This is a genomic window from Amorphoplanes friuliensis DSM 7358 (genome assembly GCF_000494755.1).
In the GTDB taxonomy this organism is placed as follows: Bacteria; Actinomycetota; Actinomycetes; order Mycobacteriales; family Micromonosporaceae; genus Actinoplanes; species Actinoplanes friuliensis.
In genome coordinates this window covers 4,584,894-4,610,806 of the sequence record NC_022657.1, presented here as the reverse complement: position 1 = coordinate 4,610,806, position 25,913 = coordinate 4,584,894, and the positions used below count along the sequence as shown (strand labels likewise).

Here is a 25,913-nt window from a genome sequence, read left to right as displayed (position 1 = left end):
CACGTCGCACACTCCCGCGTGTTTCCGGTTGCTGGGGCGCATCGCTCTTCTGGGCGGCCGAAGACCATCTTCTTTGAAGTTGGGCACGCATCCAGCCAGCCCCCGCGGCCTTCCGGCCCAGCCGAAGACCTCGGAGACACGTCTGATCTGCTCGATCACCCCAACTTCAAGAAGGTTGGGCCTTGCACCACCGCTTAAGGGCCCGACTTCCTTGAAGTTGGGCCTGCACGCAGCAAACCCTGCGACTTCCGAGAGGCCAGCCACGACCCCACAACTACCGCTGCGCTGCATGATCAACCCAACATCAAGGAAGTTGGGCCTTCCACCACCGCCCGAAGGCCCAACCTCCTTGAAGTTGGGCCTACATGCGGCAACCCTGCGGCTCCCGAAAGCCAAGCCACCACCCCCACAACTACCGCTGCGCTGCATGATCAACCCAACATCAAGGAAGTTGGGCCTTCCACCACCGCCCGAAGGCCCGACTTCGTTGAAGTTGGGCAGCGTGCAGGTGCCGTGGTCCTGGCCGGCCAGCGCGGCGCCCCACCGCGGCTTCCGGCGGCCGCCAACGCCCGCGAAGTCTGCTGACCTGCGCGATCACCCAACTTCGCGGAAGTCGGGCCTTCCACCTGGCTCCGAAGGGTGGCGGTGTCGGGCGAGCTTGCCGTGCACATCGGCCAGGCCCAACTTCATCGAAGTCGGGCCTTCCACGTGGCCCCGAACGCCCAACTTCATCGAAGTCGGGCCTTCCACGAGGCCCCGAACGCCCAACTTCATCGAAGTCGGGCCTTCCACGTGGCCCCGAACGCCCAACTTCAGCGAAGTTGGGCGTTCCACGTGGCCATGAAGGCTCAACTTCATGCAGGTCGGGCCTTCATGCAGCCACCCCTGCGGTTTCCGACGGCCGTGCGGCCACCCGACAACCAACGGCTGTGCCGCTCGCTCGACCAAACCAACATCAAGGAAGTCGGGCCCTCCGCACCGCCCGAAAGCCCGACTTCAAGGAAGTTGGGCCCGGGGGCAGGCTTGGGCGTGTTGGGGCTCGGCGGCGCGGGGCTGCGGCGGCGCGGGAAATGTCGGGGGGCACCACTAGCGTGAGGCCGTGAGTTCGAACATCGACGACTTCTACCGTGACGTCACCACCATTGCTCTCGGGGTGGGTGAGAAGCACGGCTTTGTGCTCGGTGGCGGTGTCGCCTGGCTGGTCAACGGCCTCGTGCAGCGGCCCACCGAGGACATCGACCTCTTCACCGACACCGCCGGCGCGGTCGGGGCGGCCGCCGGGCAGGTCACCGACGCGTTGACCGCAGCGGGTTATCAGGTGTTCCGGGAGGTTGCCGACGAGATGTTCGAGGGCATGGACGAGGACCTGCGCGAATATCACGTGGCTGACGGTTCCCGGGCGCTGCGGCTGACCCTGACCCGCCTCGACCGGCGGCGGGCGCCCGTCGTCATGGACGTGGGGCCGGTCATGCACCTCGACGATCTGGTCGCGTCGAAGGTCGCCGCGCTGGTCAACCGGCGGGAGGTCCGGGACTACATCGATGTCGCCGCGGCGCTGGACCGTTATCCGCTCGCGCGGGTGATCGAGCTGGCGCGGGTTCTCGAGCCCGGTCTCGACGACGAGGACATCGCCGACGCGGGGCGTTATCTGGACCGGCTCGACGACGCCCGGTTCGCTCTCTACGGACTTACCCCGGAGCGGGTGCGGGCGTTGCGCGAGAGGCTTGCCGGCTGGCCGAGGTGAGGGCGCTAAGAAGCGGGCGGCACGACCTTGGTGTACCAGGAGGTGTCCGGGACGCTGCGGCTGAAGTCAACGTAGACCGGCCCGTAGGAGGACTCGATCTCCCAGTGGTCGAACTGGTCGAGGTCGGTCTCGGCGTAACGGGTCAGCAGCCGCAGCAGCTCCCGGTATTCGTCGTCGGTCATCAACCCATTCTGGCGGCAACCGATTTGCACCCGAGGGCGCACCGGACGGCAACGCGGCGGGGCGAATCTTTGGTCTGCGAGGCCACCACCGCACCTGAGGAGCTCCCGGAATGCGTGTTCGAATCGGTTCCACCATTGCCGTCGTCGCCGCCGTCATCGGCCTCGCGGGTAGCGTCGCCGGCCCGATCTACGCCGCTTTCGGCGTCTGAGCGGTCAGCAGCAACTCCACAGCAGGGTCCCTTTCCGTGGCCGGGCGCTCAGCGTGCCCGGCCACGGTGCTGTGAAAAGCGTGGCGGATAGGCTGGGCGCATCATGACGCTGACCGAACGCCTGCCCGCTTCCGCCGAACCCGATGCCGTTTTCGACGCCTTTCAGACCTGGGTCGCCGAGCAGGGGCTGAGCCTCTACTCGCATCAGGAGGAGGCGCTCATCGAGATCGCCACCGGGGCGAACGTCATCCTGAACACCCCCACGGGGTCGGGGAAGAGCCTGGTGGCGACGGGCGCGCACTTCATGGCGCTGGCGGACAAGCGGACGACCTTCTACACCGCGCCGATCAAGGCGCTGGTCAGTGAGAAGTTCTTCGCCCTGTGCAGGATATTCGGCGCGCACAACGTCGGCATGCTGACCGGTGACGCCAACGTCAACTCGGATGCACCGATCATCTGCTGCACCGCGGAGATCCTCGCGAATCTTGCGCTGCGGGAGGGCGCCGCCGCGGATGTCGGCCAGGTGGTCATGGACGAGTTCCACTTCTATGCGGAGCCGGATCGCGGCTGGGCGTGGCAGGTGCCGCTGATCGAGCTGCCGCAGGCGCAGTTCATCCTGATGTCGGCGACGCTGGGCGACACGACACGGTTCGTCGACGATCTGGCGCGGCGGACCGGGCGGCCGACCGCCGTGGTCAGCAACACCGAGCGGCCGGTCCCGCTGATCTTCCAGTACGCGATGACGCCGCTGCACGAGACGATCGAGGAGCTGCTCACCACGAAGCAGGCGCCGGTCTACATCGTGCACTTCACGCAGGCGTCCGCCCTGGAACGCGCGCAGTCGCTGATGAGCATCAACATGTGCACCCGCGCCGAGAAGGATGCGATCGCCGCGGCCATCGGCAGTTTCCGGTTCACCGCGGGTTTCGGGCGCACGCTGTCGCGGCTGGTGCGGCACGGCATCGGGGTGCACCACGCCGGCATGCTGCCGAAGTACCGCCGGCTCGTCGAGACTCTCGCGCAGGCGGGCCTGCTCAAGGTCATCTGCGGTACGGACACGCTCGGTGTCGGCATCAACGTGCCCATCCGGACCGTGCTGTTCACGGGACTGTCCAAGTACGACGGGGTGCGTACGCGTCTGCTCAAGGCCCGGGAGTTCCACCAGATCGCCGGGCGGGCGGGCCGGGCGGGTTTCGACACGGTCGGCACGGTCATCGTGCAGGCGCCGGAGCACGTGATCGACAACGAGCGGATGCTGGCCAAGGCCGGCGACGACCCGAAGAAGCGCCGCAAGGTGGTCCGGAAGAAGCCGCCGGAGGGCACGATCGGCTGGGGTCAGCCGACCTTCGACCGGCTGGTCGCCGCCGATCCGGAGCCGCTGACGTCGTCGTTCGGGGTGTCGCACGCGATGCTGCTGAACGTCCTGGCCCGCGGCGGTGACCCGTTCGCGGCGATGCGGCACCTGCTGACCGACAACCACGAGGAGCCGGCCGCGCAGCGCCGGCACATCCGCCGGGCTCTCGCGATCGCCCGGGCGCTGCTCGCCGGTGGTGTCATCGAGCGGGTGGTGACCCCGGACGGCGTGCGGTACAGCCTGACCGAGGACCTGCAGCTGGACTTCGCCCTGAACCAGGCGCTGTCACCGTTCGCCCTGGCCTGCCTGGAGCTGCTCGACAAGGAGTCGCCGGAGTACCCGCTGGATGTCGTCTCGGTGATCGAGGCGACGCTGGAGGACCCGCGGCAGGTGCTCTCGGCGCAGCAGTTCAAGGCCAAGGGTGAGGCCGTCAACGCCATGAAGGCCGAGGGCATCGAGTACGACCAGCGCATGGAGCTCCTCGAGGAGGTCACCTACCCGAAGCCGCTGCTGCCGCTGCTCGAGGGCGCGTACGAGACGTACCGGCAGGGCCACCCGTGGGTCGCCGACTACGAGATCAAGCCCAAGGCCGTCGTCCGGGACATGTACGAGCGGGCGATGACGTTCACCGAGTACGTGTCGTTCTACGGGCTGTCGCGCTCCGAGGGGCTGGTGCTGCGCTATCTCGCGGACGCGTTCCGGGCCCTGCGCCAGACGGTGCCGGAGGACGCCCGTACGGAGGAACTGACCGACCTGATCGAGTGGCTGGGTGAGCTGGTGCGCCAGGTCGACTCCAGCCTGCTCGACGAGTGGGAGCGCCTGCGCAACCCGGGCGCCGAGGTGGTCGAGGTCTCGCCGCTGGACGACAAGCCGCCGGCGGTCACCCGCAACGTCCGCGCCTTCCGGGTGCTGGTCCGCAACGCGATGTTCCGCCGCGTGGAGCTCTTCGCGTTGCGCCGTGCCGAGGACCTGGGCGAGCTCGACGCCGAGTCCGGCTGGAACACCGACCGCTGGATCGAGGCCCTCGAGGACTACTACGCCGAATATCCGGTGGTCGGCACCGGCCCGTCGGCGCGCGGTCCGGCGCTGCTGCAGATCGAGACGACGCCGGCGATGTGGAAGGTCCGGCAGATCTTCGAGGACCCCGAGGGTGATCAGGACTGGGGCATCGAGGCCGAGGTCGACCTCGAGGCCAGCGACGAGATCGGCGCCGCCGCCATCCGCATCATCGCCGTCGGCCCGCACTGACGGTCGCCGTGGCAATCGGCAGGTGCACCGTGAATTTGGTGCCCTTGCCGAGTTCGCTGGTGACCTCGATGCGGCCGCCGTGGTCGGTGACGATGCGGTGCGCGATGGTCATGCCCAGGCCGGTGCCGCCGGTGGCGCGCTGACGGGCCGGGTCGGCCCGCCAGAAGCGGTCGAAGACGCGGGACAGGTCGGCCTCCGTCATGCCCACGCCGGTGTCCTCGACGGTCAGGACCGCCTCCGAGGCCTCCTCGCGGACGCGGACCAGGACGTGGCCGCCCGCATCGGTGTACCGGATGGCGTTGGTGAGCAGGTTGCCGAGGACCTGGCGGAGGCGGTCGGGGTCGGCCTCGACCCGGACGGGGGCCGGGACGTCGACGGTCAGGGCGATGCCCGCCTCCTTCGCGACCGCCCGGTGGGCCGTCGAGCCGTTGCCGACCAGGTCCGCGAGGTCCACCGGGGTCCGGGTGTACCCGAGGTTGCCCGCCTCGGCCAGGGCCAGGACCTGCAGGTCGTCGAGGATGCGGCCCTGCAGGAGCGTCTCCTCGTGCAGCGACGCGAAGAGGTCGCGGCTCGGCTCGACCACCCCGTCGGAGAGGCCTTCGAGGTAGCCGCGGAGGTTCGACAGCGGTGTGCGCAGCTCGTGGGCGACGTCGGCGACCAGGCGGCGCTGGCGTTCCTCGCTGCGCTGCACGGCCTCGGCCATGGCGTTGAAGGACGACGACAGCTGGGCGAGCTCACCCCGCCCGTTCGCCGGTACGCGGACGTCGAGCTTGCCCCCGGCCAGGAGCAGCGACGCGAAGGTGAGGCGGTTGACGGGCCGGCTGACGCGGCGCGCGATCCACGCCGTACCGATGAGGGCCACCACGATGAGGCCGGCAGCTCCCAGGACGGCCGGCCGGCCGAGGTCCTCGATGGCGGCGCCGGTCGGGGCGCCGAGGAAGACCTCGACGGCCACCGCGGAGGTGCTGCCGGCGCCGTCGAAGAAGGTCGCCGTCATGCAGCCCTCCCGGCCCAGCGCGCCCTGGGTGGTCGCGCAGGCGGCGAAGGTACGCCAGTTGTCCGCCAGCCAGGCGGTGTCCTCGAGGACCTTGACGGAGGCCCGCTTGACGCAGGCGGAATACGTCGTGATCTGGGCCTTGCTCAGGTAAGGCGCACTGTCCAGGGCGAGCGCGTCGGGCTGGCCGGGGTTCTCGTCCGCGATGCAGCGCACGGCGACCAGCCCGGCCCGGTACTGCGCGAGCTGGCGCAGCATCAGCGCGATCGGCGAGCCGCGGTACGGGTCCCGGGGCTCGGCGCCGAACAGGTTCCTCGGCGCGATCGGTGTGTCCGGCGAGATCCGGCCGTTCAGCTTGAGGAACATGATGTCCGCGGACTTGCTGTCGGCGAACAGCGCGTTCGAGATGCTGAGCTTCGGGCGGGGCTCGACCGAGATCGGGACGGCCTGCAGCGGTCCGGAGGCGCGGCCCGCGAGGTTGTCCGAGTCGACGATCGGCTGGTCGCTGGGGGTGGTGCTCACCTGGATGTGGAGGCCGGTCCGCTCGGAGAGCTCCCGGACGAGCGTGTCGAGACCGTTCCAACGGCCGTGGGTGACGCCGTACCGTTCGATGGCGTCGCGGATCTCGGTCGCGTGTTTCTCCGACGACTCCTGGGCGCGGGTCACCTCACGGGAGGTGAGGCTGAGCGTCAGCCAGGCGGTCGCCCCGATCGCGGTGACGGCCACCGCCACCACCAGCAGGAAGATCCGCAGGCGGAAACTCACTGCTCGGCCATCCTGTACCCCCGGCCGTAGACGGTCTGCACGTACCGCGGCTCGGCCGGGTTCTCCTCGATCTTGCGGCGCAGGTTGACCACGTGGGCGTCGACCGTACGCTCGGAGACCTCCTGCTCGAAGCCGAACGTCTTGTCGATGATCTGGCCGCGGGTGAAGACGCGTCCCGGCTCGCGGGCGAGCAGCTCGACGATGCCGAACTCCTTCGCGGTGAGGTTGACCGGCTCACCGCCGACCCGGACCTCGAAGCGGCCGGCGTCGACCTCGAGCGCGCCGACCCGCAGCGTGGCGGCGTTCGTGTCGGTGGCGCCGATGCGGCGGAGCAGGGCCCGGACGCGGGCGGTGAGCTCGCGCGGGCTGACCGGTTTGGCCAGGTAGTCGTCGGCGCCGATGTCGAGACCGAGCAGCATGTCGTTCTCCGACGAGCGGGCGGTGACGAGCAGGATGGCGATGGACGATTCGGCGCGCAGGATGCGGCAGACGTCGAGACCGTCGACCAGCGGCATCATGATGTCGAGGATGACCAGGTCGGGCTTGCGGGCCCGGGCCTGCTCCAGCGCGGCACGCCCGTCACCCACCGTGAGCACCTGGTGCCCTTCCCGCTCGAGATAGAGCCGGATGAGCTGGGCGTGCTTCGGGTCGTCGTCGGCCACCAGGATGCGTGCGGTCACGAAGGGATTCTGTCCCAGGCTGTCGACCCCGGCCAAGAATTGTCCGGTTCCTGTGAAGAACCCGGCCGATTCCGGTGCCGGCGTGGATCCGGGCCAGTTCCGCACAAGTTCTTCACAGGTGACTCCCTAGGTTCGGCTCGCTTGCCGATCGAGAAGGAGTTTCGCGATGTGTGGACTGAGCGTCTTCGTGAGCAGCCGCCCGCACGCCGGTGTGCCGGACCCCGCGTCGGCCGCCGCGTTCGCCGCGGCGCTGGACACGATGCACCACCGCGGGCCCGACGACACGCAGGTGGAGTTCGGCGACGGGCTGGCGTTCGGCTTCAAGCGGCTGGCCATCGTCGACGTCGCGGAGAGCCGCCAGCCGGCGCACTACCCGGCCGACGGGCCGCAGGCGGGCCGCTGGACCGTGGTGTTCAACGGCGAGATCTACAACTACCGGGAGCTGCGGGCCGACCTGATCCGGGAGCACCAGGCGACGTTCGCGACCCAGGGTGACACCGAGGTCCTGGCGGCGGCGTTCCACTACTGGGGTGCGGCGGCGCTGCCCCGGCTGCGCGGCATGTTCGCCTTCGTCGCGTACGACCACTGGACCGGGACGGTGCACGCGGTCCGCGACCCGTTCGGCATCAAGCCGCTGTACCTGCTGGAGACCGCGGACGGGCTGTTCATCGCCAGTGAGCGCAAGGCGCTGCTGCCGTTCAGCGGTGACTCGGGGGCGGCGCTGGACACCGACGCCCTCGCGCACTACCTGACCCTGCAGTACGTGCCGGACCCGTTGACCCTGCACCGGCACGTGCGACGGCTGCCGCCGGGGCACCGGATGACCTGGACCCCCGGCGGCGGCCAGCGCCTGCACCGGTACTTCCGGCCGTCGCTGCGCCCGCTGAACGTGCGGCCGGACGCGGCGATCCACGCGATCCGCGACTCGTTGCGGGACAGCGTGCGCAAGCACCTGCACGCCGAGGTTCCGGTCGGGGCGTTCCTGTCCAGCGGTGTCGACTCGTCCGCGATCGTCGCGCTGGCCGCCGAGGTGAAGCCGGATCTGCACGCGTTCACGGCGGGCTTCGCCCACGAGGGCTACTCGGAGATCGAGATCGCCCAGGACACCGCGAACCAGCTCGGTGTGCGGCTGACGCCGACCGTGGTCACCGAGGACGACGTGATCCGCGAGCTGCCCCGGATCGTGCAGCTGCTCGACGACCCGGTCGCCGACCCGTCGCTGGTCCCGCTCTACTTCCTGGCCGAGACCGCGTCCCGCTACGTCACGGTGGTGCTGTCCGGTGAGGGCTCGGACGAGCTGTTCGGCGGTTACACGATCTACCGCGAGCCCATGTCGCTCGCGGGCATCGAGCGCCTGCCCGCCGGCATGAAGCGCGGCCTGCGCAACCTGTCCAAGGTCATCCCCGAGGGCGTCAAGGGCCACAGCTTCCTGGAGCGCGGCACCACCCCCATCGAGGAGCGTTACTACGGCAACGCCCGCATCTTCTCCCCCGCGGAGAAGGCCGAGCTGATGCGTTTCACGGCCGACCCCCACACCACCATCACCGCCTCCCTGTACGCCGAGACGGCCGACGTCGACGACGTGGCGTCGATGCAGTACGTGGACCTGCACACCTGGCTGCCCGGTGACATCCTGGCCAAGGCCGACCGGATGTCGATGGCGCACTCGCTGGAGCTGCGCGTCCCGTTCCTGGACCAGGCGGTCTACGCGGCGGCCGCGGGCCTGCCGACCGAGCTGAAGCTGCCGGCGGGCAACCGGACGACCAAGTGGGCGCTGCGCGAGGCGATGCGGGGCATCGTGCCCGAGTCGGTGCGTGACCGCCGCAAGCTGGGCTTCCCGACCCCGACCCGGCTGTGGCTCAAGGGTGACATCGGCGACTGGATCGCCGACCTGATGGACCGTTCGCCGACCGGTCACCTGCTCGACCTCGGTTACGCCCAGCGCCTGCTGGCCGACCACCGTGCGGGTGTCGCGGACAACTCGCGCAAGGTCTGGACCGTGGCGATGTTCTGCCTGTGGCACGCGATCACCGTCGAGAAGGCGATCGACCCGTCACCGGCCCGTCCGGCGGTCGCCGCGGCGTGAGTCCTGCCTCAGCTCCCGGCCGCAGGTTCCGATGGTGTGGCGTGGGACGGACCGGAGCGCTGATCGCCGTGGCCGCGCTCGGGCTGCTGTCCGGGTGCGGCCCGTTCGCGTCGGCGCCCGCCCACACCACCGTGGCGCCGAGACCTGCGGTGTCGCACACAGCGGCACCGGTCCCGATCACCTACCCGGCCGCGGGCCACCGCAAGTACCGGATCGCCGCGGGCAGCAAGCAGGCCGGGGCCAGGGGCCCGCTGCTGCGCTACCGGGTCCTGGTCGAGACCGACATCAAAGGGGTACGCGCCACCACGTTCGCCGACGCGGTCACGAAGACCCTGAACGACCCGCGCGGCTGGAAGCGCAAACTACGCCGGTCCGGTCCGGGTGAGCCGTACGACTTCACGATCTACCTGGCCACCCCGCGCACCCGCGACCGGCTCTGCGGCAGCTCGGCCGACGGCTACACGTCCTGCCGCAACGGCGACAAGGTGGTGCTCAACGTCGCCCGCTGGGTCAAGGGTGTCCCGGGTTACGGCGCTTCCCTGGCGACGTACCGGCAGTACATGGTGAACCACGAGGTCGGGCACCGGTTCGGGCACGGCCACGAGCGGTGCCCGGGCAAGGGCGAGCCCGCGCCCGTGATGCAGCAGCAGACGCTCGGCCTGCACGGCTGTGTCGCGAACCCGTGGCCCTACCTGCACGGCGAGCGGTACGCCGGGGTGTCCGGCGCCTACGACGACGCGGTGCCGGCGCCGGACCGCGGGCGTACCCGGAAGGATTAGGACGACCTGGCAGAGCCGGGAGCTTTGCGGACGAGAAGGTGTTTCGGGACTGGCGTCTCATACAGTGCGAAACGTAGATTTCAGGCATGCAGAAATACATGCCGGTCCGTGCGGGCGCCACCGCGTCCCACCGCCGCTGGGCCCTCGTCCTGTCCCTCGCCGCTGCCGCCGTCGCGGGTGCGACCCACCTGATCGGCTAGGAATGATCGTGGGCCAGGTGGGTGCGCTGGCCGTCGTTGTCGAGGATGCAGAGCAGCTCGGCCGGGCCGTCGTGGGCGCCGAAGGCGTGCGGGACCATGGTCGAGAACTCCGCTGCTTCCCCGGCCCGGACCAGGATCGTCCGCTCCCCCAGGCGCAGGACGACGGTGCCGGAGAGCACGGTCAGCCAGTCCCGGCCGGGGTGCACCCGGAGGTCGGTCGGCGCGGGCCGGGTGACGCGGATCTTCGCGACGGTGTGGCCGCCCGGGCCGGACTCGCGGGACAGCAGCCACGTGGTCATCCCCCGCCCCTCGTCGCGGTGCGGCCGGATCACCACGTCCTCGTCGTCGACCGGCTCCACCAGCTGGTCGAGGGTGGTGCCGAGGGCGCGGGCGATCGGCGCGAGCTGGTCGAGGGCGATCCGGCGGTGGCCGGTCTCGATGCGGCTCAGCGTCGACGGGCTCAGGTAACAGCGGCTCGCCAGCTCGTCGAGCGACCAGTCCCGGGCCACCCGCAGACCCCTGATCCTTTTCCGGACGATGGAGTCGAGCTCTCCGTCTTGCGTCATACGCAAGAGACTATGTCGTTGACGCAATCCGCGGCTAGGGTCGGTTCATGGGAAATCACCACCACGGGCACGACCACCAGCACGACCACTCGACCGACGGCCTGCCCGACCTGCTCGACCTCGACGCCGAGGTCCTGCACGCGTACCAGGCGGAGTTCATCACCGAGGTCGCGGAGACCGCCGGGGAGGAACCGCGCCGGATCCTCGACCTCGGCAGCGGGACGGGTGCCGGCACCCTGGCCCTCGCCGCACGGTTCCCCGCGGCCGAGCTGATCGCCGTCGACGTCTCCCCCGACATGCTCGAACGCCTGCGGGCCAAGGCCGGCCACGCCGGCGTGGGCGGCCGCGTCCAGACCGTCCCGGCGGACCTGGACGAGGGCTGGCCGAACGTCGACGACGTCGACCTGGTGTGGGCGTCGGCCTCGATGCACCACGTCGCGGACCCGGTCCGGGTCCTCCGGAACGCGCTCGGCGCGATCCGGCCCGGCGGCCTGATCGCCCTCGTCGAGGCGGCGGGCATGCCCCGCTTCCTGCCGGACTCCGTCGGCAACGGTGTCGAGGGCCGCCTGCACGCCGCCCTGGCCGCGAACCACGCCGAGGAGATGCCCCACCGCGGCGCGGACTGGGGACCCCTGTTGGAGAAGGCCGGCTTCGCCGTCGTGGCGGCACCCCACTACCGGATCAACCTGGTCGCGCCCCTCCCGCCGGCCACTCCCCGGTACGCCCACGCCGTGCTCAACCGCATGCGGACCGGCCTGCACAACCGCCTCTCCGCCGAGGACCGCGCCACCCTGCACACGCTGCTGGACGGCCACGGCCCGGAGACCGTCCTCGAACGCGACGACCTGACCGTCGTCGGCGACCGGACCGCCTGGATCGGCCGCCGGCAGTAGGCCAGAATCGGGGCATGAGCCAGCCGGGCGTCGTGCGCGAGTTCCACGCCGGCGAGGGCTGGGGTGTCCTCGACGGTCCCGGCGTGCCGGGCGGCTGCTGGGTGCACTTCTCGGCGATCGCCGGACCCGGCTTCCGGTCCCTCGCCGCCGGCCAGGCGGTGACGTTCCGGGCCGTGGCCCCGGGCCAGGACGGATACCCGTACCGCGCGGAGAAGGTCTGGACCACGGCCGGGGAGCCGGACGATCAGATCGCCGACGGCCCGTCAGACGCGTACGGCAGCAGTCTGACCCTCAGCTTCGACGACCCGGGGTAGGTCCGGTCCGGGGTGCGCGCGGGCGCCGGTGCGTTCGGCGCCGATGCCCGCCGCCACCACGAAGGCGATGCCCGCGACCGGCGCCCAGCCGGGCACCTGGCCGAGCAGGAGCAGGCCGATCACCAGGGCGAGGGCCGGTTCCAGGCTCATCAGCGTGCCGAAGGAGGCCGTCGTCAGGCGGCGCAGGGCGAGCAGTTCGAGGGTGAACGGCACCACGGGCAGGATGATCGCCAGGCCCGCGCCGAGCAGGACCAGTTGCCAGGTCATGCCGTCGAGCACCGACGGGCCGACGACCAGCGTCGCGACCAGGCCCGCCACCGGCATCGACACGGCGAGGCCCTGCAGGCCGGAGACCTCGTCACCGACCCACTGGGTCAGCAGGATGTAGACCGCCCAGCAGACCGCCGCGGCCAGGGCAAAACCGACGCCGGCCAGGTCGATGCCGCCGTGCCAGGGCTCGGTCAGCAGCAGCACGCCGACCGCCGCGAGCGCGGGCCAGACCTTGGTGCCGCGCCGGCCACGGACCACGGCGACGGTGAGCGGGCCGAGGAACTCCAGCGCGCTGGCCGTACCGAGGGGCAGGCGGGCGACCGCCTCCATGAAGAGCATCGTGATGCCGGCCGTGACGACGCCGAGGGCGACACTGCCGAGCAGGGTGCGGCGGGTGAACGAGCGCAGGCGCGGCCGGACCAGGACCAGCAGGATCACGCCGGCCCAGGCCAGGCGCAGCCAGGCCGCGCCACCGGCGCCGATCCGGTCGAGGAGGCCGACGGACGCCGCGAGGCCCAGCTGCACGAGGACCATCGCCCCGAGCGCCATGCTCGTGCCGGTCCGGGTTTCGGTACGCATGGACCCAGTCAAGTCCCCGGGACCGTTCGCGTCTACGTGCTGATCCTGGACACACCGTTCACGTTTGGCTGACAATTGGCGGATGGACACGCGCCGCCTGCGATTACTCGTCGAACTGTCCCGCCTCGGCTCGATGCGGGAGGTCGCGGAGGAGGTGCACGTCACCACCTCGACCGTGTCGCAGCAGCTCGCCGTCCTGGCCCGGGAGGCCGGTGCGACGCTGATCGAGCCGCAGGGCCGCCGGGTCCGGCTCACTCCGGCCGGGCGGCGCCTGGCCGAGCACGCCGTGACGATCCTGGCCGCGGTCGAGGCGGCCCGCCTGGACCTGGATCCGGATGCGGAACCGGCCGGTGAGCTGCGGGTGGCGGGCTTCGCGACGGCCGTCCGCCGCTCGCTGCTGCCGATCGCGGCCGGCCTCTCCACCACCCATCCCCGGGTACGCCTGCTCATCCACGAGCACGAGCCGTTCGAGGCGTTCGAGCTGCTCGCCACCGACCTGATGGATCTGGCGCTGACCTACGACTACAACCTCGCCCCGGCCGCGTTCGACCCGGCGCTGGAGACGATGCCGCTGTGGGAGGTGCCGTGGGGACTGGGCGTGCCGGCGGGCACCGCGGACACGGCGTTCGGTGCGTTCCGCGACCACGACTGGATCGTCAACAGCCGTAACACCGCGGACGAGGACGTCGTGCGGACCGTCGCGTCGCTGGAGGGGTTCGCGCCGCGGATCGTGCACCGGGCGGACAGCCTCGACCTGGTCCAGGAGATGATCGTCGCCGGGCTCGGTGTCGGACTGCTGCCACGGGACGAGCCGACGCTGCCCGGCGTCCGCGTGCTGACCCTGTCCGGTCCGGAGGTCCGGTTGCGCAGTTACGCCGTGACGCGCCGCGGCCGGTCCGCCTGGCCGCCCCTGGCCCTGGTGCTGCGGCTGCTCGGCGAGGGCTGATCAGGGGTGGGCGCGGACGACGGCCAGGACCACGTCGTCCTCGGCCGCACCGGCGAAGCGGTCGAGCAGGCGGTCGCAGAGCTGTTCCGCGGTCAGGCCCCCGGCGTCGGCCAGGGCGGCGACCAGCTCCGACAGGCCCTCGTCGAGGCTGGACCCGCGCCGCTCGATCAGACCGTCGGTGTAGAGCACCACCGCGGCACCGGGCGGCAACTCGACGGTGTGGTTGGTGCGGATGCTCCGGCCGCGGGTGCCGAGCAGGGTCTCCGGGTGCGTGTCCAGCAGGTGCACCGAGCCGTCCGGCGAGACGAAGACCGGCGGCGGATGACCGGCGTTGGACCAGCGCAACGTCCGGGTCCGCCCGGTGTCCGGCTCGACCTGGGCGAGCAGCGCGGTGGCGAAGACGTCCACCCCGAAGCCGTTCATCGCCTCACCCAGCACACCCAGCACCTCGGCGGGGGGTTTGCCCACGGCGTACGAGATGCCGCGCAGGAGGTTACGGAGCTGGCTCATGCCCACGGCGGCCTCCCGGTCGTGGCCGGTGACGTCACCGACGACCAGGGTGAGGCTGCCGTCGGGCAGGGTGAACGAGTCGTACCAGTCGCCACCGATCTGCACGCCCTCGGCGGCCGGCTGGTAGCGCACGGCCACCTCGATGTGCGCCGGCTGGTCCGGTGCCGGCAGCAGGCTGCGCTGCAGCGCCTCGGACAGCTCGCGTTCCATGGCCGCGGCACGACGCTCGGCCTGCCGGGTCCGCGCGCGGTTCATGCCCTGCGCCAGTGCCGCACCGAGCAGCCGGAAGAAGTCCAGGTAGGCGTCGTCGACGGCGAGGTAGGGGCTGATCCGGCTGACCAGCATGGCGTCGGACCGGGCCCGGGCTGCCCCGGTCAGCCGGATCCGCGCGACCCGGCCCTCCGGCGTCGTTTCGACGACCACGTCGCGGTCCAGCTCGGCGGGCCAGGCGACGGTGGGAGCCTGCATCTCCGGCAGCAGGATGTCGACACCGGGCAGGTCCTCGGTCGCCGAGCGCAGCACCGGCAGTGCACGGTCGAGCAGCTGCCGCACATCCTCCGCATCGGCGAGCTTGTCGTTGAGCCGGGCGAGCAGGGCCAGGCGGCGCCGGCCGAGCACCTGGGCGGTGGTCTCGGCGGCGATGTCGATGACACCGGCGATCCGTCCGGTCGTGGCGTGCACCGCCGAGTAGGAGAACGTGAAGTAGGTCTCCTCGAGGAAGCCGCTGCGGTTCATGAGCAGCCGCAGGTCCTCGACCCAGGTGGCACCCCGGCCCGCGAAGACGGAGTCGAGCATCGGCCCGATCGTGTCCCAGATCTCCGCGAACACCTCGGTCGTGGTCGATCCGAGCGCGGCGGGGTGCTTGTCCCCGATCATCGGCACGTAGGCCTCGTTGTAGAGCATGGTGTAGTCGGCGCCCCAGAACAGCGTCACCGGTGCCCGGGTGTGCAACGTCAGATCCAGCGCCGCCAGCAGCTCCGGGCCCCAGGACTCCACCGGCCCGAGCGAGGTCGCCGTCCAGTCGATGCTCCGGTACGCGTCGCGCAGCGTACCGGCGGCCTCGAACGGATCACTCACCCCGAGAATGTAGCTTGACCGGATCCGCTCAGTGCGGCAGGCGCCGTACCTTGACCGTGCTGTCGGTGCGGTGCGCCGGGCGGCCATCCGGACCGTTCTGGAGCCGGTCGTGCTTCTCGCACAGCAGCACCTCCCACTCCCCCGCGGGCAGCTCGAGAGCGGCGACGACCTCGCCGGGCTCCGCGAAGTGCACGTCGCCGTGATCCTGGCTCTGCGCGGCGAACGGACCGAAGTCCTGATGCCCCTCGATCAGCAGGATCCCGCCGGGCGCCACGGCCCTCGCGGCCCGGGCCAGGACCTGCTCCCGGGGCAGGTTCTCCCGCGAGTAGAGGAACTGCGCGGACACCAGGTCATAACTGCCGGACGGGAACGACACCGCCAGGTCGTGCTGCTGGAAGTCGACGGTGACCCCGGCCTCGGCGGCGTGGGCGGCGGCCTTCTCCAGGGCGACCGCGGAGATGTCGGCCGCCGTCACGGCCCAGCCCCGGGCGGCCAGCCAGATCGCGTCGCCGCCCTCGCCGCAGCCCAGATCCAGCGCACTGCCCGGCGTCAGGCCCTCGACCTCGCGGACCAGCACGACGTTCGGGTTGCCACTCCACACGTGGTGGCTCTCGGCGTACCGGGAATCCCAGAAGCTCTTGTCACTCATGGGCCGAGGGTGCCCGGTCGGCGTGCCGGACCGCAAAGCTTCTTGCCGTTCCGGCAAAGATCAGGCGCCGACGTACTCCCGGAGGTGCTGGGCGGTCAGCGTCTGCGACGTGGCGACCAGGTCGGCGGGTGTGCCGGTGAAGACGATCCGGCCGCCGTCCTGCCCGGCGCCCGGGCCCAGGTCGATGATCCAGTCGGCGTGGGCCATGACCGCCTGGTGATGCTCGATGACGATGACCGTGTTGCCGTCGTCGACCAGGCGGTCCAGCAGCGCCAGCAGCTGATCGACGTCGGCCAGGTGCAGCCCGGTCGTCGGCTCGTCCAGGATGTAGGTCCCGGCCTTCTCCGCCATGTGGATCGCCAGCTTGAGCCGCTGGCGCTCACCGCCGGACAGCGTGGTCAGCGGCTGGCCCAGGCTCACGTAACCGAGACCGACGTCGACCAGGCGGTCCAGCACGGCCCGCGCTTGCTTCTCGGTGAAGAAGTCCCGTGCCTCGGTCACCGACATGCCGAGGACCTCGCTGATGTCACGCCCGCGCAACTTGTAGGTCAGCACCTCCGGCAGGAAGCGCTTGCCCTCGCACTCCTCGCAGACCGACGCGACACCGGCCATCATCGCCAGGTCGACGTAGACCAGGCCGATGCCCTTGCAGTTCGGGCAGGCGCCCTCGGAGTTGGCGCTGAACAGTGCCGGCTTCACCTTGTTCGCCTTGGCGAACGCCGTGCGGATCGGGTCGAGCAGACCGGTGTACGTCGCGGGGTTGCTGCGCCGCGAGCCCCGGATCGCCGACTGGTCCACGACCACCACGTCGTCGCGGCGCGGCATCGAGCCGTAGATCAGTGAGCTCTTGCCCGAGCCGGCCACACCGGTGACCACGGTCAGCACCCCCAGCGGGATGTCGACCGAGACGTCCTTCAGGTTGTGCAGCGACGCACCCTTGATCGGGAGCACCTCGGTGAACGGCCGCGGCGACTCCCGCAGGGCCACCTTGTGGTCCAGGTGCCGCCCGGTGAGCGAGTCCGAGGCGCGCAGGCCGGCGACCGTACCCTCGAAGCAGATCTCACCGCCCGCGGGACCGGCACCGGGACCCAGGTCGACCACGTGGTCGGCGATGGCGATGGTCTCCGGCTTGTGCTCGACCACCAGCACCGTGTTGCCCTTGTCCCGCAGCCGCAGCAGCAGGGTGTTCATCCGCTGGATGTCGTGCGGGTGCAGACCGACCGTCGGCTCGTCGAAGACGTACGTGACGTCGGTGAGCGCCGAACCCAGGTGCCGCACCATCTTGACCCGCTGCGCCTCACCACCCGAGAGCGTGCCGGACTCGCGGTCCAGGCTCAGATAGCCGAGACCGATCTCGACCAGCGAGTCCAGGGTGTGCCGCAGCGTCAGCAGCACCGGCGAGATCGACGGCTCGTCGAGGTCCGCCAGGAACACCGCCAGATCGCTGACCTGCATCGCCGAGCACTCCGCGATGTTCCGGCCGCCGATCCGCGAGGCGAGCGCCTCCGGGCGCAGCCGCGTGCCACCACAGTCCGGGCACGGCGCGAACGTGGCGACCCGGTCGATGAAGGCCTTGATGTGCGGCTGCGCGGCCTCCTTGTCCTTGGACAGGTACATCCGCTGGACCTTCGGCACCAGGCCCTCGTACGTGGTGTTGATGCCGTTGAGCTTCATCTTCGTCGCCGGGCGGTGCAGGAAGTCGTCCAGCTCCTGCTCGGTGAAGTCGCGGAGCTTCTTCGCCGGATCGAAGTAGCCGGAGTCGGCGTACCCCTTCACGTACCAGCCGTCGACGCTGAACTGCGGGACCGTGATCGCGCCCTCGAGGATCGACTTGTCCCGGTCGATCAGGCCCTCGATGTCGATGGTGGAGACCTTGCCGATGCCCTCACAGCCCGGGCACATGCCCTCGGCGTTGAAGGAGTACGCCAGGGCACTGCCCGCGCTCGGCACACCGATACGGCTGAAGACGATCCGGAGCATCGTGTACGCGTCCGTGGCCGTACCGAGGGTGGACCGGACGTTGGCGCCCATCCGCTCCTGATCGACCACGATCGCCGCACTGAGGTTGTGCAGCGCGTCGACGTCCGGGCGGCTCGGACTGCCCATGAACGTCTGCAGGAACGCCGAGTACGTCTCGTTGATCATGCGCTGGGACTCGGCCGCGATCGTGCCGAAGACCAGCGACGACTTCCCGGAGCCGGACACCCCGGTGAAAACCGTCAGACGCCTCTTCGGCAGATCGAGCGACACGTCCCGAAGGTTGTTCTCCCGCGCACCACGGACCTGGATGACCCCGTGGGAGTCGGCGACATGCTCAGCCGGCACGTCGGCGGGCGCGGCGGGCCGCGAGCTCGTCGCCGGCCGTGGACTCGGCCGGGAGGTTCGTGCCGACCGGCTGCGGCGACGACACCGGCTCCGCCGGCAGGTGCGACAGCGAGCCCTGGATCTCCTTGAAGGCCCCGCCGATGGCGATGCCGAAAACACCCTGCCCGCCCTGGAGCAGATCGACGACCTCCTCCGGCGACCGGCACTCGTACACGGTGGTGCCGTCGGAGATCAGCGTGATCCCGGCCAGGTCGCCGACACCGCGCGACCGCAGCGTCTCGATCGCCCGGCGGATGTTCTGCAACGAGACACCGGCGTCCAGAAGGCGCTTGACGACCTTGAGTACCACCAGGTCACGGAACGAGTAGAGCCGCTGCGTGCCGGACCCCGAGGCGTCGCGGATGCTGGGCACGACGAGAGTCGTCCGGGCCCAGTAGTCCAGCTGGCGGTAACTGATGCCGACCGCCTGACATGCCGTCACTCCGCGATAACCGGTATCGCCGTCCTCGCCGACAAGTGGACCCTCTTCAGAGTCTGACTCGTGCACGCGACTACCTCCCCGCTGCGCGGTGCCGCTTCACCTGGACTTCACGAGCGTATAACTCAGCGCGCCACGAAACAGGGAGGTAATGCTGCGACACGCCGCGTACGGACGACCGGAGCTCTCGTCACCGTCGATGCATCCTGGCCTTTTTCTGCTTTTCAGGATGCATCGACGGTCGGTCAGCCGGCGAAGTCCTCCGGGCGGACCTGGTCGAGGAACTCGCGGAACTTCTCGACCTCGTCCTCCTGCTCGTCCGGGATGACGATGCCCGCCTCCGTCAGCACCTGATCGGCGCAGCGGATCGGCGCACCCACCCGCAGGGCGAGGGCGATCGAGTCACTGGGACGGGCCGAGACCCGCAGGTTGTCACCGATCAGGAGGTCGGCGTAGAACACGTTCTCCTTGAGCTCCGTGATCTCCACGGCCTTCAGCGGCGCCTCGAGCGCCGCGAGGATGTCCCGCAGGAGATCATGGGTCAACGGTCGCGCCGGTTTCACGCCCTGCTGCTCGTAAGCGATGGCGGTCGCCTCCACCGCGCCGATCCAGATCGGCAGGTACCGATCGCCGTCGACCTCCCTGAGCAGGACGATCGGCTGGTTACTGGGCAGCTCCACCCGAACCCCGACCACGCTCAGCTCGCGCACTGCCCGCCTCCGTGTCGCACGTCGTTAGCTACCCCGCAAAGCCGCCGAGACGGCGGCCATCAGGCTCTTTCCCGCCTATCCTGCACGGTACACGGACGCTTGGTCCGCGGCGCCACACGATGCCCGTGTCTGTGCGCGCTCAGCGCCCGAGTGTGTCCCTCAGACCGGCCCGCACCAGCGCCGCGTGCAGCCGCTGCGACAGTGCCTGCAGCTCACGGGCGGTCTCCGCGGCTCTGGCCCGGGCCGCCGGATCGTGCTGGCGCATCAGCGGCGTCAGCAGCTGTGCGAAGAGTCCCACCTCACGGTCCGCACCGGTCCGGAACGCGCGCAGATGGCGCAGCTCCAGCCCGTGCCGCACCAGGCCGACAACAGCCTCGACGATCACCACGGCGTCACCGTCGTACCACCCCGGCGGGCGCGAGACGACGAGGCCGATCTGCTCCAGCTCGCTCAGCATCTGCTCGGCGATGCCGGTGCGCTCCACCAGGTCCGCCCGCGACACCCGCGAGTCGGCGGTGTCGACCGGCACCTCGGACTCCGAACCGACCGCCACCAGCGACGGCCGCCGGTGCACGAGCGGGTCGTCACCGCGTTCCTGAGCCTCGAGCTGCTCGCGGATGACCCGGAGCGGCAGGTACTGATCGCGCTGGGCGGTCAGGACGAACCGCAGCCGGGCCACGTCGTTCCACGAGTACTTGCGATAACCGGAGGCGGTGCGCTGCGGGTCCACCAGCCCCTCCGCCTCCAGGAACCGGAGCTTGGAGATCGTGGTGTCCGGGAACTCGGTACGCAGCTGGGCCAGCACCTCCCCGATGCTCATCAGCGCGTTGTCCCGGCCACCCTGGGCCCGAGGGCCCTGGTGGTCGTGTGCGGCCGCCCCCGACGGGTTCACGCCCCGCTTCCCTCGCCCTCCGGCCGGGGCCCGGCGATGAAGACCAGCCGGAACTTGCCGATCTGGACCTCGTCCCCGTTGCTGAGAGTCGCGGACTCGACCCGCTCACGGTTCACGTACGTGCCGTTCAGAGAGCCCACGTCGCGGACCGTGAAGGTGCCCCCGTCGCGGTGGAACTCGGCGTGCCGGCGAGAAACCGTCACGTCGTCGAGGAAGATGTCACTGTCGGGATGCCGGCCACTCGTGGTCACGTCGTGGTCCAGCAGGAACCGCGCACCCGCATTGGGGCCGCGGCGCACGACCAGCAGCGCCATTCCGGGCGGCAGCGAGCCGGACATCCGGCTCGGTACCACGTCGGTCTCGGGGCCCTCGAGCACCTCGTCGAGCGCACCGAGGTTCAGCGTGGACGTGACGTCGAGTGGGGGAAACTCGTCGTCTGGGCGCGTCATCGGACCACCTCACGGATCTGTTTCGGTCGCCGCCCGACGACACGGGGTGAGCGGACCGGACCCGGGTCCGGAGCGCAGCGCCCCCCGCCGCTGCCCGGAGGTCCGGACGGCACGACTATCGGTTTCGAAGTAGTAACAGTTCTTCATGTGCCCCGCGAGCCTAGTCAGCGCCGAAATGGCGGGCAACCGGACGCGCGGACGATCAGCCGTCCGTCAGGGCCTTGTATGCCTCGGCGTCCAGCAGACCCTCGAGCGCCGCCGGGTCGTCCGGGGCGATCTCGACGAGCCAGCCGGCGGCGTACGGCTCCGCATTGATCAGCTCCGGCTCGTCACCGAGGCTCCCGTTGCGCGCGACGACGGTGCCCGCGACAGGCGCGTAGATCTCCGAGACGCTCTTGGTCGACTCGATCTCGCCCAGCTGGTCGCCGGCCTGCACCACCGTGCCCTCGTCGGGCAGCTGCACGAACACGATGTCGCCGAGCGCGTCCTGCGCGAAGTGGGTGATGCCCACCCGCACGGGCCCGGAACCGTCGCCGGACACCCACTCGTGCTCGGCCGTGTACCGCAGGTCCTCAGGAATCACACGTTCCTCCGTTGACAAGCGCGCCCGTTCAGGAGACCGGACGCGCGTACTGCAGGCTGGTGGGCTGACGCACCGCGGCCACCTCGACCGTGCTGCGTTGCTCCATGGTCACGTTACCGCCGGCCTGGCTCACCGAAGCGACCACCCCACCGGGGATCTGCAGCGCCGTCTGCATGGTCGACGGCACCCCGATCACCCAGAGCGTGTAAGGCCCCCTGAGCTGCTTGCCGTCGACCATCACGTCACCACCGTCGGCATCGACAAAATAGGACGACGCCACGATCCGCACCGCGACACCGTTGTCGCCGATGATCTCCATCACCTCGCCGCCCGCGCCCCGCAACTCCTGCACGGCGTTGAGGATCTGAGAAGCCTTGATCGGCTGGCCCCGCGGGTCGATCGAGATCTTCAGCCCCGGCCCCCGCGCCGGCAACGTGCCCGAGAGCAGACCGAGCTCGTCGGCCCTCTTCCCGGCCTCCGCCAGCGCGGCCTGTCGCCCGGCGACACCCGACGTGAGCTGCCGCTGGCTCTCCTCGAGAGCGTTGATCTCCTGCTGCAGCCGCTGATCACGGGCCTCCAGGTCGCTGAGGATCCCGACCAGATCCTCCTGCCGGGCGGTGGCGAGCCCGGCATCCGCGTCGTTGCTCCGCAACTGCACGACCAGGGTGAACCCCAGCAGCGCCAGCAGCACCCAGATCAGGGCCCCGGCCGACGACACCTTCTTCACCCTTTCCCGTATGCGGGCAGGCGCGCTGCCCCCGGTCACCGTTACGGGTGACGCCTCCGGCCCGTCGCCACCGGCCTCATCGTCACGCTGATGCCGCGGTCGCGCGGCCGCCGTTTCCTGTGGCGAATCTTCCACGGACGGCGAGTTGATCCCGGGCGTGTCGCGGCCCGATCCGGCCCCGATCGGCCCGTCCGGAGCCTGGGAATCCCGCTCCGGAGGCGTCTCGGGGGTGTCATCGCGCGTCCCGGCCCTACCGGACTGCGTCTCCGAACCCCGGAAGGACTCGGACCGCGGGTCACCTCCAGGCAGGTCACCGGGCCGCAACTCCCGGGTCCGCAACTCGTCGAACGGCGTCTCCGCAGCGGGCACACGCGGCGATCTGGTCGTGCCGGGAGCGAAGAACGGCGGTTGCAACCGCATCGTCTCCCCGCCGTCCAGCCGCGACCGGACCGACTGCACGGTCGGCTCGTCGTCCACGGCCGGCGCCATCGCCGTCGGCGCGGGCTCGGCGGAAGTCGCTGCCGGCGGTGGCCTCAGAAGCGTCGTGGCCTCCTCGTCTGCGCCGACGAGCCGCGAGAGCTCGGTCCGCTCGTCGCCGTCGGCTGCGGCCGGCTGGGACGCCTGCCGAGGTTCGGTCGTCGACCCCCGTCCCGACCGCGGCGGCCACGAATCCGTCGGCGGCCCGGCCTGGCCCGCGCTTTCCCACGCACCGGCCGGTCCTTCCGCATCCTCCGAGCTTCGCCCAGCAGCCGGACCTGCGATCCCGCCTGAACCACCCGAACCAGCGGACCCAGCCCAGTCAGCCGAGCCAGCGGCATCCGCCGAGCCAGCGGAACCGGCTGAGCGAGCCGAACCGGCCTCCTGACGGACCGTCTCGGCGTCCCGCTCGAGCGAGGCTGAGCGAGCCGAACCGGCGGAGTTCGGCTCGGTGGCCAATTCACCAGCGTCTACCGGGTCGGGTCCGTCGGCCGATTCCCGAACGCCCGGTGCGGACTCGAGAGAGTCATCCGTGCCCAGCGAGCCGGGCAGAGCCGCCGATCTCTCAGAACCGGGCGTTTCCGCCTCGGTGGGCGCACCGAACGCATCCGCCGAGTCATCCGCGGAGGACGAACCGGTGGATGCCGACGAGTTCATCGGGGCTGTCGTGCCACCGGAGCCGCTCGTGCCTCGCGAGGTGCTCATCGAGCTTGTGGCTCCTGGGGTGCCCATCGCGCCCGTCGAGTCAGCGGCGTCGCGGGAACCAGCAGCCCCATCGGCCTCGCGCGTCCCTCGGGTTTCAGCGGTGTCATCCGAGTCGACGATGCCGCGGATGTCCGACGAGCCGCTCGTTGTCTGTGACCGTGGCGGTGGTGTCAGGCGGATGGTCGGGCCGTCCGCGGACAAGGGGGCGTGGGGGTCGACAGTCGTGTCGGACCAGGTCCCGGCACCGGCCGGGTGGTCGGCCTCTGCCTCTTCCTCAAGCGTGGGGTCAGGGCCGGCCGGGTCCGTGGTCGGTTTGCGGCCGGCGGCGGGCATGCCCGGGCCGCCGTGTGTCGACGGCTGGTCGGTGGGGTCCGTGTGGTCGGTCATGGGCCGCCCCTATGCCCGGAAGAGGTGCCGGCGGATGGCGGCGACGTTGCCGAAGATGCGGACGCCGAGGACCACGACCACGCCGATGGAGAGCTGGCCGCCGACGCCCAGCTGGTCGCCCAGGTAGACGATGATGCCCGCGACGAGGACGTTCGAGATGAAGGACACCACGAACTGTTTGTCGTCGAAGATGCCGTCGAGTTTGGCGCGCACCCCGCCGAAGACCGCGTCCAGCGCGGCGACGACCGCGATGGGCAGGTACGGCTGGAGGGCCAGGGGCACCGTCGGGTGGAAGACGATGCCGAGGACTACTCCGGCGATCAGGGCGAGTACGGCGATCATCAGCCGCCTTTCGACGCTTTGCTGGACGGGGAGGGAGGGGCTGCGGGCGGCGGCGTGGACGGCACCGCCTGGCGCAGGTTGGGTTCGGTGGCGGCGTCCAGGGTGACGTTCTTGACCTCGGCGACCTCGTACGCCATGGCGTACCGGGTGCTGAGCGCCCGGAAGAAGCGGCCCGCCGTGCCGTCGCGGAACTTGTCCGCGAGGGAGTCCGGGCCGATCGCGACGATCTGGTAGGGCGTGCTGACCGGCCGGAAGTCGACCAGGATCGCCTCGCCGGCCTGGCGGATCGTCGACGTGGCGGTGAGCCGCTGGCCGTTGATCGCTATCGCCTCGGCGCCGTCGGCCCAGAGGGCGTTGGTGGCCTGCTGGAGGTCGGTGTCGCGGACGCGGGCCTCGTTCTTGCGTTTGCCGGTCAGCGGGTCGACCGGGGTGGGCCCGTCCGCAACGGTGATCTTGGCGCCGGAGCCGCGGACCGGGGCCAGCCCGGTCTCGGCCTCGAGGTCGCGGAGCCGGGCGACCGCCGCGCCGCCGAGCTGCTTCTCGCGCAGGCCGGCGACCTCGGAGCGAAGACCATCGGCGCGTGCCTGCAGCTCGGCCGTCGCGGTGCGGCGGCTCTCGACCTGGTCGATGAGGGTGTCGCGGGCCTGGGTGCGGGCGGGTTTTTCGGCCACCGTCTGCTGGTAAGCGACCACCAGCAGGAAGCCGAGAGCGATCAACGTCAGGGCGCTGATGCCGCTGAGGACCTTCTTCGGCGTACCGGTGGGGCCTTCTCCGCGGGCCTTGCGGGCCGCGGCGTCGGCGTATCCGGGGTCGAGGGGGTTCTGGAACAGCTCGGTCAGGAAGTCGGGCGCGAACCGGCGCTGCCCGTCGCCGCCGTCGGGCGAGGTCATCCGGCGACTGCTCCGCTCCGGGCGCGGTCGGCACGGTCGGCCCGCAGGAGCGTGCGGGTCTGGGCGAGGTAGAGCACGGCAGCGGCCCAGTAGAGGCCGAGGGCCCACCAGGCCAGGCCCCAGCCGATCGGCCCGGCGACCGCCTCGATCGACGGGACGGCCTCGGCCAGCAACAGCATCGGGAACGCCCCGAGCAGCACGAACGTGCCGGTCTTGCCGACGTAGTGCACCGGCGGCGGGCCGTACCCGCGGCGGCGCAGGAGCAGCAGCGCGACGGCGAGTACGGCCTCGCGGAGCAGGAGGGCCGCGGTCAGCCACCAGGGCACGACCTCGCGCAGGGTGAAGCCGACGAGCGTGGCCAGGATGTAGAGCCGGTCCGCGAACGGGTCGAGCAGCTCACCGAGGCGGCTGACGGAATTCATGCGGCGGGCGACGTAGCCGTCGACCCAGTCCGTGGTGCCGCCGAGGGTGAGCACGATCAGCGCCGCGACGTCGTGCTGGGGGCCGAGCAGCAGGTAGAGGAAGAGCGGCACGCCCAGCAGCCGGATGAAGCTGATGACGTTGGGGATGGTCCAGATGCGGTCGGACGCGCGGACCGGTGCTGCGGGTGCGGGCGTGACTTGCGCAGGCTGCTGCGACATCGTGCCCCCTCTCCCCCTGCCGGCCCCGGGTCCCCACCCGTGGACGTCATCCCTGCCGCGAAATCCCGGGCTTCGAGGTCCGCCGCCCCGGCCCCCCGGTCGGTCGGCCGGACACGCCCGGGCCGGTCACTCGCCGAGCCACTATAACCAGCTTCGTCGCTGCCCTCGTCGACCCCGGGCCGCGTGGCCCGCCGCACTGCGTCCAAGGCGTCCTAGGATGAAGGTGCCGAGCGATGAAGGGCCGGGCCGCAGGACGGCCCGG

At 70.7% G+C, this 25,913-nt stretch carries 24 protein-coding genes; 7 read left to right on the top strand and 17 right to left on the bottom strand.

Features of this window, described 5'->3' with window-relative positions:
- The first annotated feature begins 1,099 nt into the window (after window positions 1–1,099).
- Window positions 1,100–1,744, top strand: coding sequence for a nucleotidyl transferase AbiEii/AbiGii toxin family protein (locus tag AFR_RS21340; protein ID WP_023362878.1), 645 nt, complete (start codon window positions 1,100–1,102; stop codon window positions 1,742–1,744).
- Window positions 1,745–1,749: 5 nt separating this feature from the next.
- Here AFR_RS21340 and AFR_RS47145 read toward each other — a convergent pair whose 3' ends face one another.
- Window positions 1,750–1,926, bottom strand: coding sequence for a hypothetical protein (locus AFR_RS47145; RefSeq protein WP_169739459.1), 177 nt, complete (start codon window positions 1,924–1,926; stop codon window positions 1,750–1,752).
- A 312-nt stretch (window positions 1,927–2,238) separates the two neighbouring features.
- On the opposite strand from AFR_RS47145, the gene AFR_RS21335 reads away from it, so the two are divergent.
- A complete protein-coding gene (locus AFR_RS21335) occupies window positions 2,239–4,737 on the top strand; it encodes a DEAD/DEAH box helicase (protein WP_023362877.1) in 2,499 nt (832 codons plus the stop codon).
- Here AFR_RS21335 and AFR_RS21330 read toward each other — a convergent pair.
- Window positions 4,715–6,496 (bottom strand): sensor histidine kinase, encoded by a 1,782-nt coding sequence (locus tag AFR_RS21330; protein WP_023362876.1) that lies wholly within the window; start codon window positions 6,494–6,496, stop codon window positions 4,715–4,717. The genes AFR_RS21335 and AFR_RS21330 overlap by 23 nt on opposite strands.
- The gene (locus AFR_RS21325; protein WP_041842508.1) at window positions 6,493–7,176 is read right to left on the bottom strand and encodes a response regulator transcription factor; all 684 of its coding nucleotides are present in this window, start codon (window positions 7,174–7,176) and stop codon (window positions 6,493–6,495) included. The genes AFR_RS21330 and AFR_RS21325 overlap by 4 nt, the downstream gene beginning before the upstream one ends.
- A 166-nt stretch (window positions 7,177–7,342) precedes the next feature.
- On the opposite strand from AFR_RS21325, the gene asnB reads away from it, so the two are divergent.
- Both asnB and AFR_RS21315 read left to right on the top strand, forming a co-directional pair.
- The gene (asnB, locus tag AFR_RS21320) at window positions 7,343–9,262 is read left to right on the top strand and encodes an asparagine synthase (glutamine-hydrolyzing) (protein ID WP_023362874.1); all 1,920 of its coding nucleotides are present in this window, start codon (window positions 7,343–7,345) and stop codon (window positions 9,260–9,262) included.
- Window positions 9,263–9,303: 41 nt separating this feature from the next.
- Window positions 9,304–10,041 carry a DUF3152 domain-containing protein gene (locus AFR_RS21315; protein WP_023362873.1) on the top strand — a complete coding sequence of 246 codons (738 nt, stop codon included), beginning with the start codon at window positions 9,304–9,306 and terminating at the stop codon, window positions 10,039–10,041.
- A 196-nt stretch (window positions 10,042–10,237) separates the two neighbouring features.
- Here AFR_RS21315 and AFR_RS21310 read toward each other — a convergent pair whose 3' ends face one another.
- Entirely contained in the window at window positions 10,238–10,807 is a 570-nt protein-coding gene (locus tag AFR_RS21310) for a helix-turn-helix domain-containing protein (protein WP_041841033.1), read from the bottom strand.
- 47 nt (window positions 10,808–10,854) lie between these two features.
- Between AFR_RS21310 and AFR_RS21305 the strand changes: the two genes are divergently transcribed.
- Together AFR_RS21305 and AFR_RS21300 are read left to right on the top strand one after the other, a co-directional pair.
- A complete protein-coding gene (locus AFR_RS21305; protein WP_023362871.1) occupies window positions 10,855–11,700 on the top strand; it encodes a class I SAM-dependent methyltransferase in 846 nt (281 codons plus the stop codon).
- Between the two features lie 14 nt (window positions 11,701–11,714).
- Complete coding sequence (locus tag AFR_RS21300; RefSeq protein WP_023362870.1) at window positions 11,715–12,014, top strand: cold-shock protein; 300 nt, start codon at window positions 11,715–11,717, stop codon at window positions 12,012–12,014.
- Here AFR_RS21300 and AFR_RS21295 read toward each other — a convergent pair.
- Window positions 11,964–12,863: an EamA family transporter gene (locus AFR_RS21295; protein ID WP_023362869.1), complete on the bottom strand. Its 900-nt coding sequence runs from the start codon at window positions 12,861–12,863 to the stop codon at window positions 11,964–11,966. The genes AFR_RS21300 and AFR_RS21295 overlap by 51 nt on opposite strands.
- Window positions 12,864–12,945: 82 nt before the next feature.
- On the opposite strand from AFR_RS21295, the gene AFR_RS21290 reads away from it, so the two are divergent.
- The gene (locus tag AFR_RS21290; protein WP_023362868.1) at window positions 12,946–13,809 is read left to right on the top strand and encodes a LysR family transcriptional regulator; all 864 of its coding nucleotides are present in this window, start codon (window positions 12,946–12,948) and stop codon (window positions 13,807–13,809) included.
- Here AFR_RS21290 and AFR_RS43765 read toward each other — a convergent pair whose 3' ends face one another.
- From AFR_RS43765 to clsA, 12 genes are all read right to left on the bottom strand, one after another.
- Entirely contained in the window at window positions 13,810–15,396 is a 1,587-nt protein-coding gene (locus AFR_RS43765; RefSeq protein WP_023362867.1) for a PP2C family protein-serine/threonine phosphatase, read from the bottom strand. It abuts the gene before it with no gap.
- Window positions 15,397–15,424: 28 nt separating this feature from the next.
- Entirely contained in the window at window positions 15,425–16,045 is a 621-nt protein-coding gene (locus tag AFR_RS21280) for a class I SAM-dependent methyltransferase (protein ID WP_023362866.1), read from the bottom strand.
- A 60-nt stretch (window positions 16,046–16,105) separates the two neighbouring features.
- Window positions 16,106–18,370: an ATP-binding cassette domain-containing protein gene (locus AFR_RS21275; RefSeq protein WP_023362865.1), complete on the bottom strand. Its 2,265-nt coding sequence runs from the start codon at window positions 18,368–18,370 to the stop codon at window positions 16,106–16,108.
- Window positions 18,360–18,917 (bottom strand): MerR family transcriptional regulator, encoded by a 558-nt coding sequence (locus tag AFR_RS21270; protein ID WP_041841032.1) that lies wholly within the window; start codon window positions 18,915–18,917, stop codon window positions 18,360–18,362. The genes AFR_RS21275 and AFR_RS21270 overlap by 11 nt, the downstream gene beginning before the upstream one ends.
- Window positions 18,918–19,093: 176 nt before the next feature.
- Window positions 19,094–19,558 (bottom strand): bifunctional nuclease family protein, encoded by a 465-nt coding sequence (locus AFR_RS21265; protein WP_023362863.1) that lies wholly within the window; start codon window positions 19,556–19,558, stop codon window positions 19,094–19,096.
- Window positions 19,559–19,697: 139 nt separating this feature from the next.
- Window positions 19,698–20,378, bottom strand: coding sequence for a transcriptional regulator FtsR (gene ftsR / locus AFR_RS21260; RefSeq protein WP_041841031.1), 681 nt, complete (start codon window positions 20,376–20,378; stop codon window positions 19,698–19,700).
- Between the two features lie 68 nt (window positions 20,379–20,446).
- Window positions 20,447–20,899, bottom strand: coding sequence for an oxoglutarate dehydrogenase inhibitor Odhl (gene odhI / locus AFR_RS21255; RefSeq protein ID WP_023362861.1), 453 nt, complete (start codon window positions 20,897–20,899; stop codon window positions 20,447–20,449).
- Window positions 20,900–21,101: 202 nt separating this feature from the next.
- Entirely contained in the window at window positions 21,102–21,482 is a 381-nt protein-coding gene (gcvH, locus tag AFR_RS21250; protein WP_023362860.1) for a glycine cleavage system protein GcvH, read from the bottom strand.
- 28 nt (window positions 21,483–21,510) lie between these two features.
- Complete coding sequence (locus AFR_RS48600) at window positions 21,511–22,392, bottom strand: DUF881 domain-containing protein (protein ID WP_438829942.1); 882 nt, start codon at window positions 22,390–22,392, stop codon at window positions 21,511–21,513.
- Window positions 22,393–23,787: 1,395 nt separating this feature from the next.
- Entirely contained in the window at window positions 23,788–24,120 is a 333-nt protein-coding gene (locus AFR_RS21240) for a small basic family protein (protein WP_023362858.1), read from the bottom strand.
- Entirely contained in the window at window positions 24,120–25,010 is an 891-nt protein-coding gene (locus AFR_RS21235) for a DUF881 domain-containing protein (protein WP_023362857.1), read from the bottom strand. Before AFR_RS21235 ends, AFR_RS21240 begins: the two co-directional genes overlap by 1 nt.
- Window positions 25,007–25,651, bottom strand: a complete 645-nt coding sequence (clsA, locus tag AFR_RS21230) for a cardiolipin synthase ClsA (protein ID WP_023362856.1) — start codon at window positions 25,649–25,651, stop codon at window positions 25,007–25,009. Before clsA ends, AFR_RS21235 begins: the two co-directional genes overlap by 4 nt.
- Window positions 25,652–25,913: the final 262 nt, after the last annotated feature.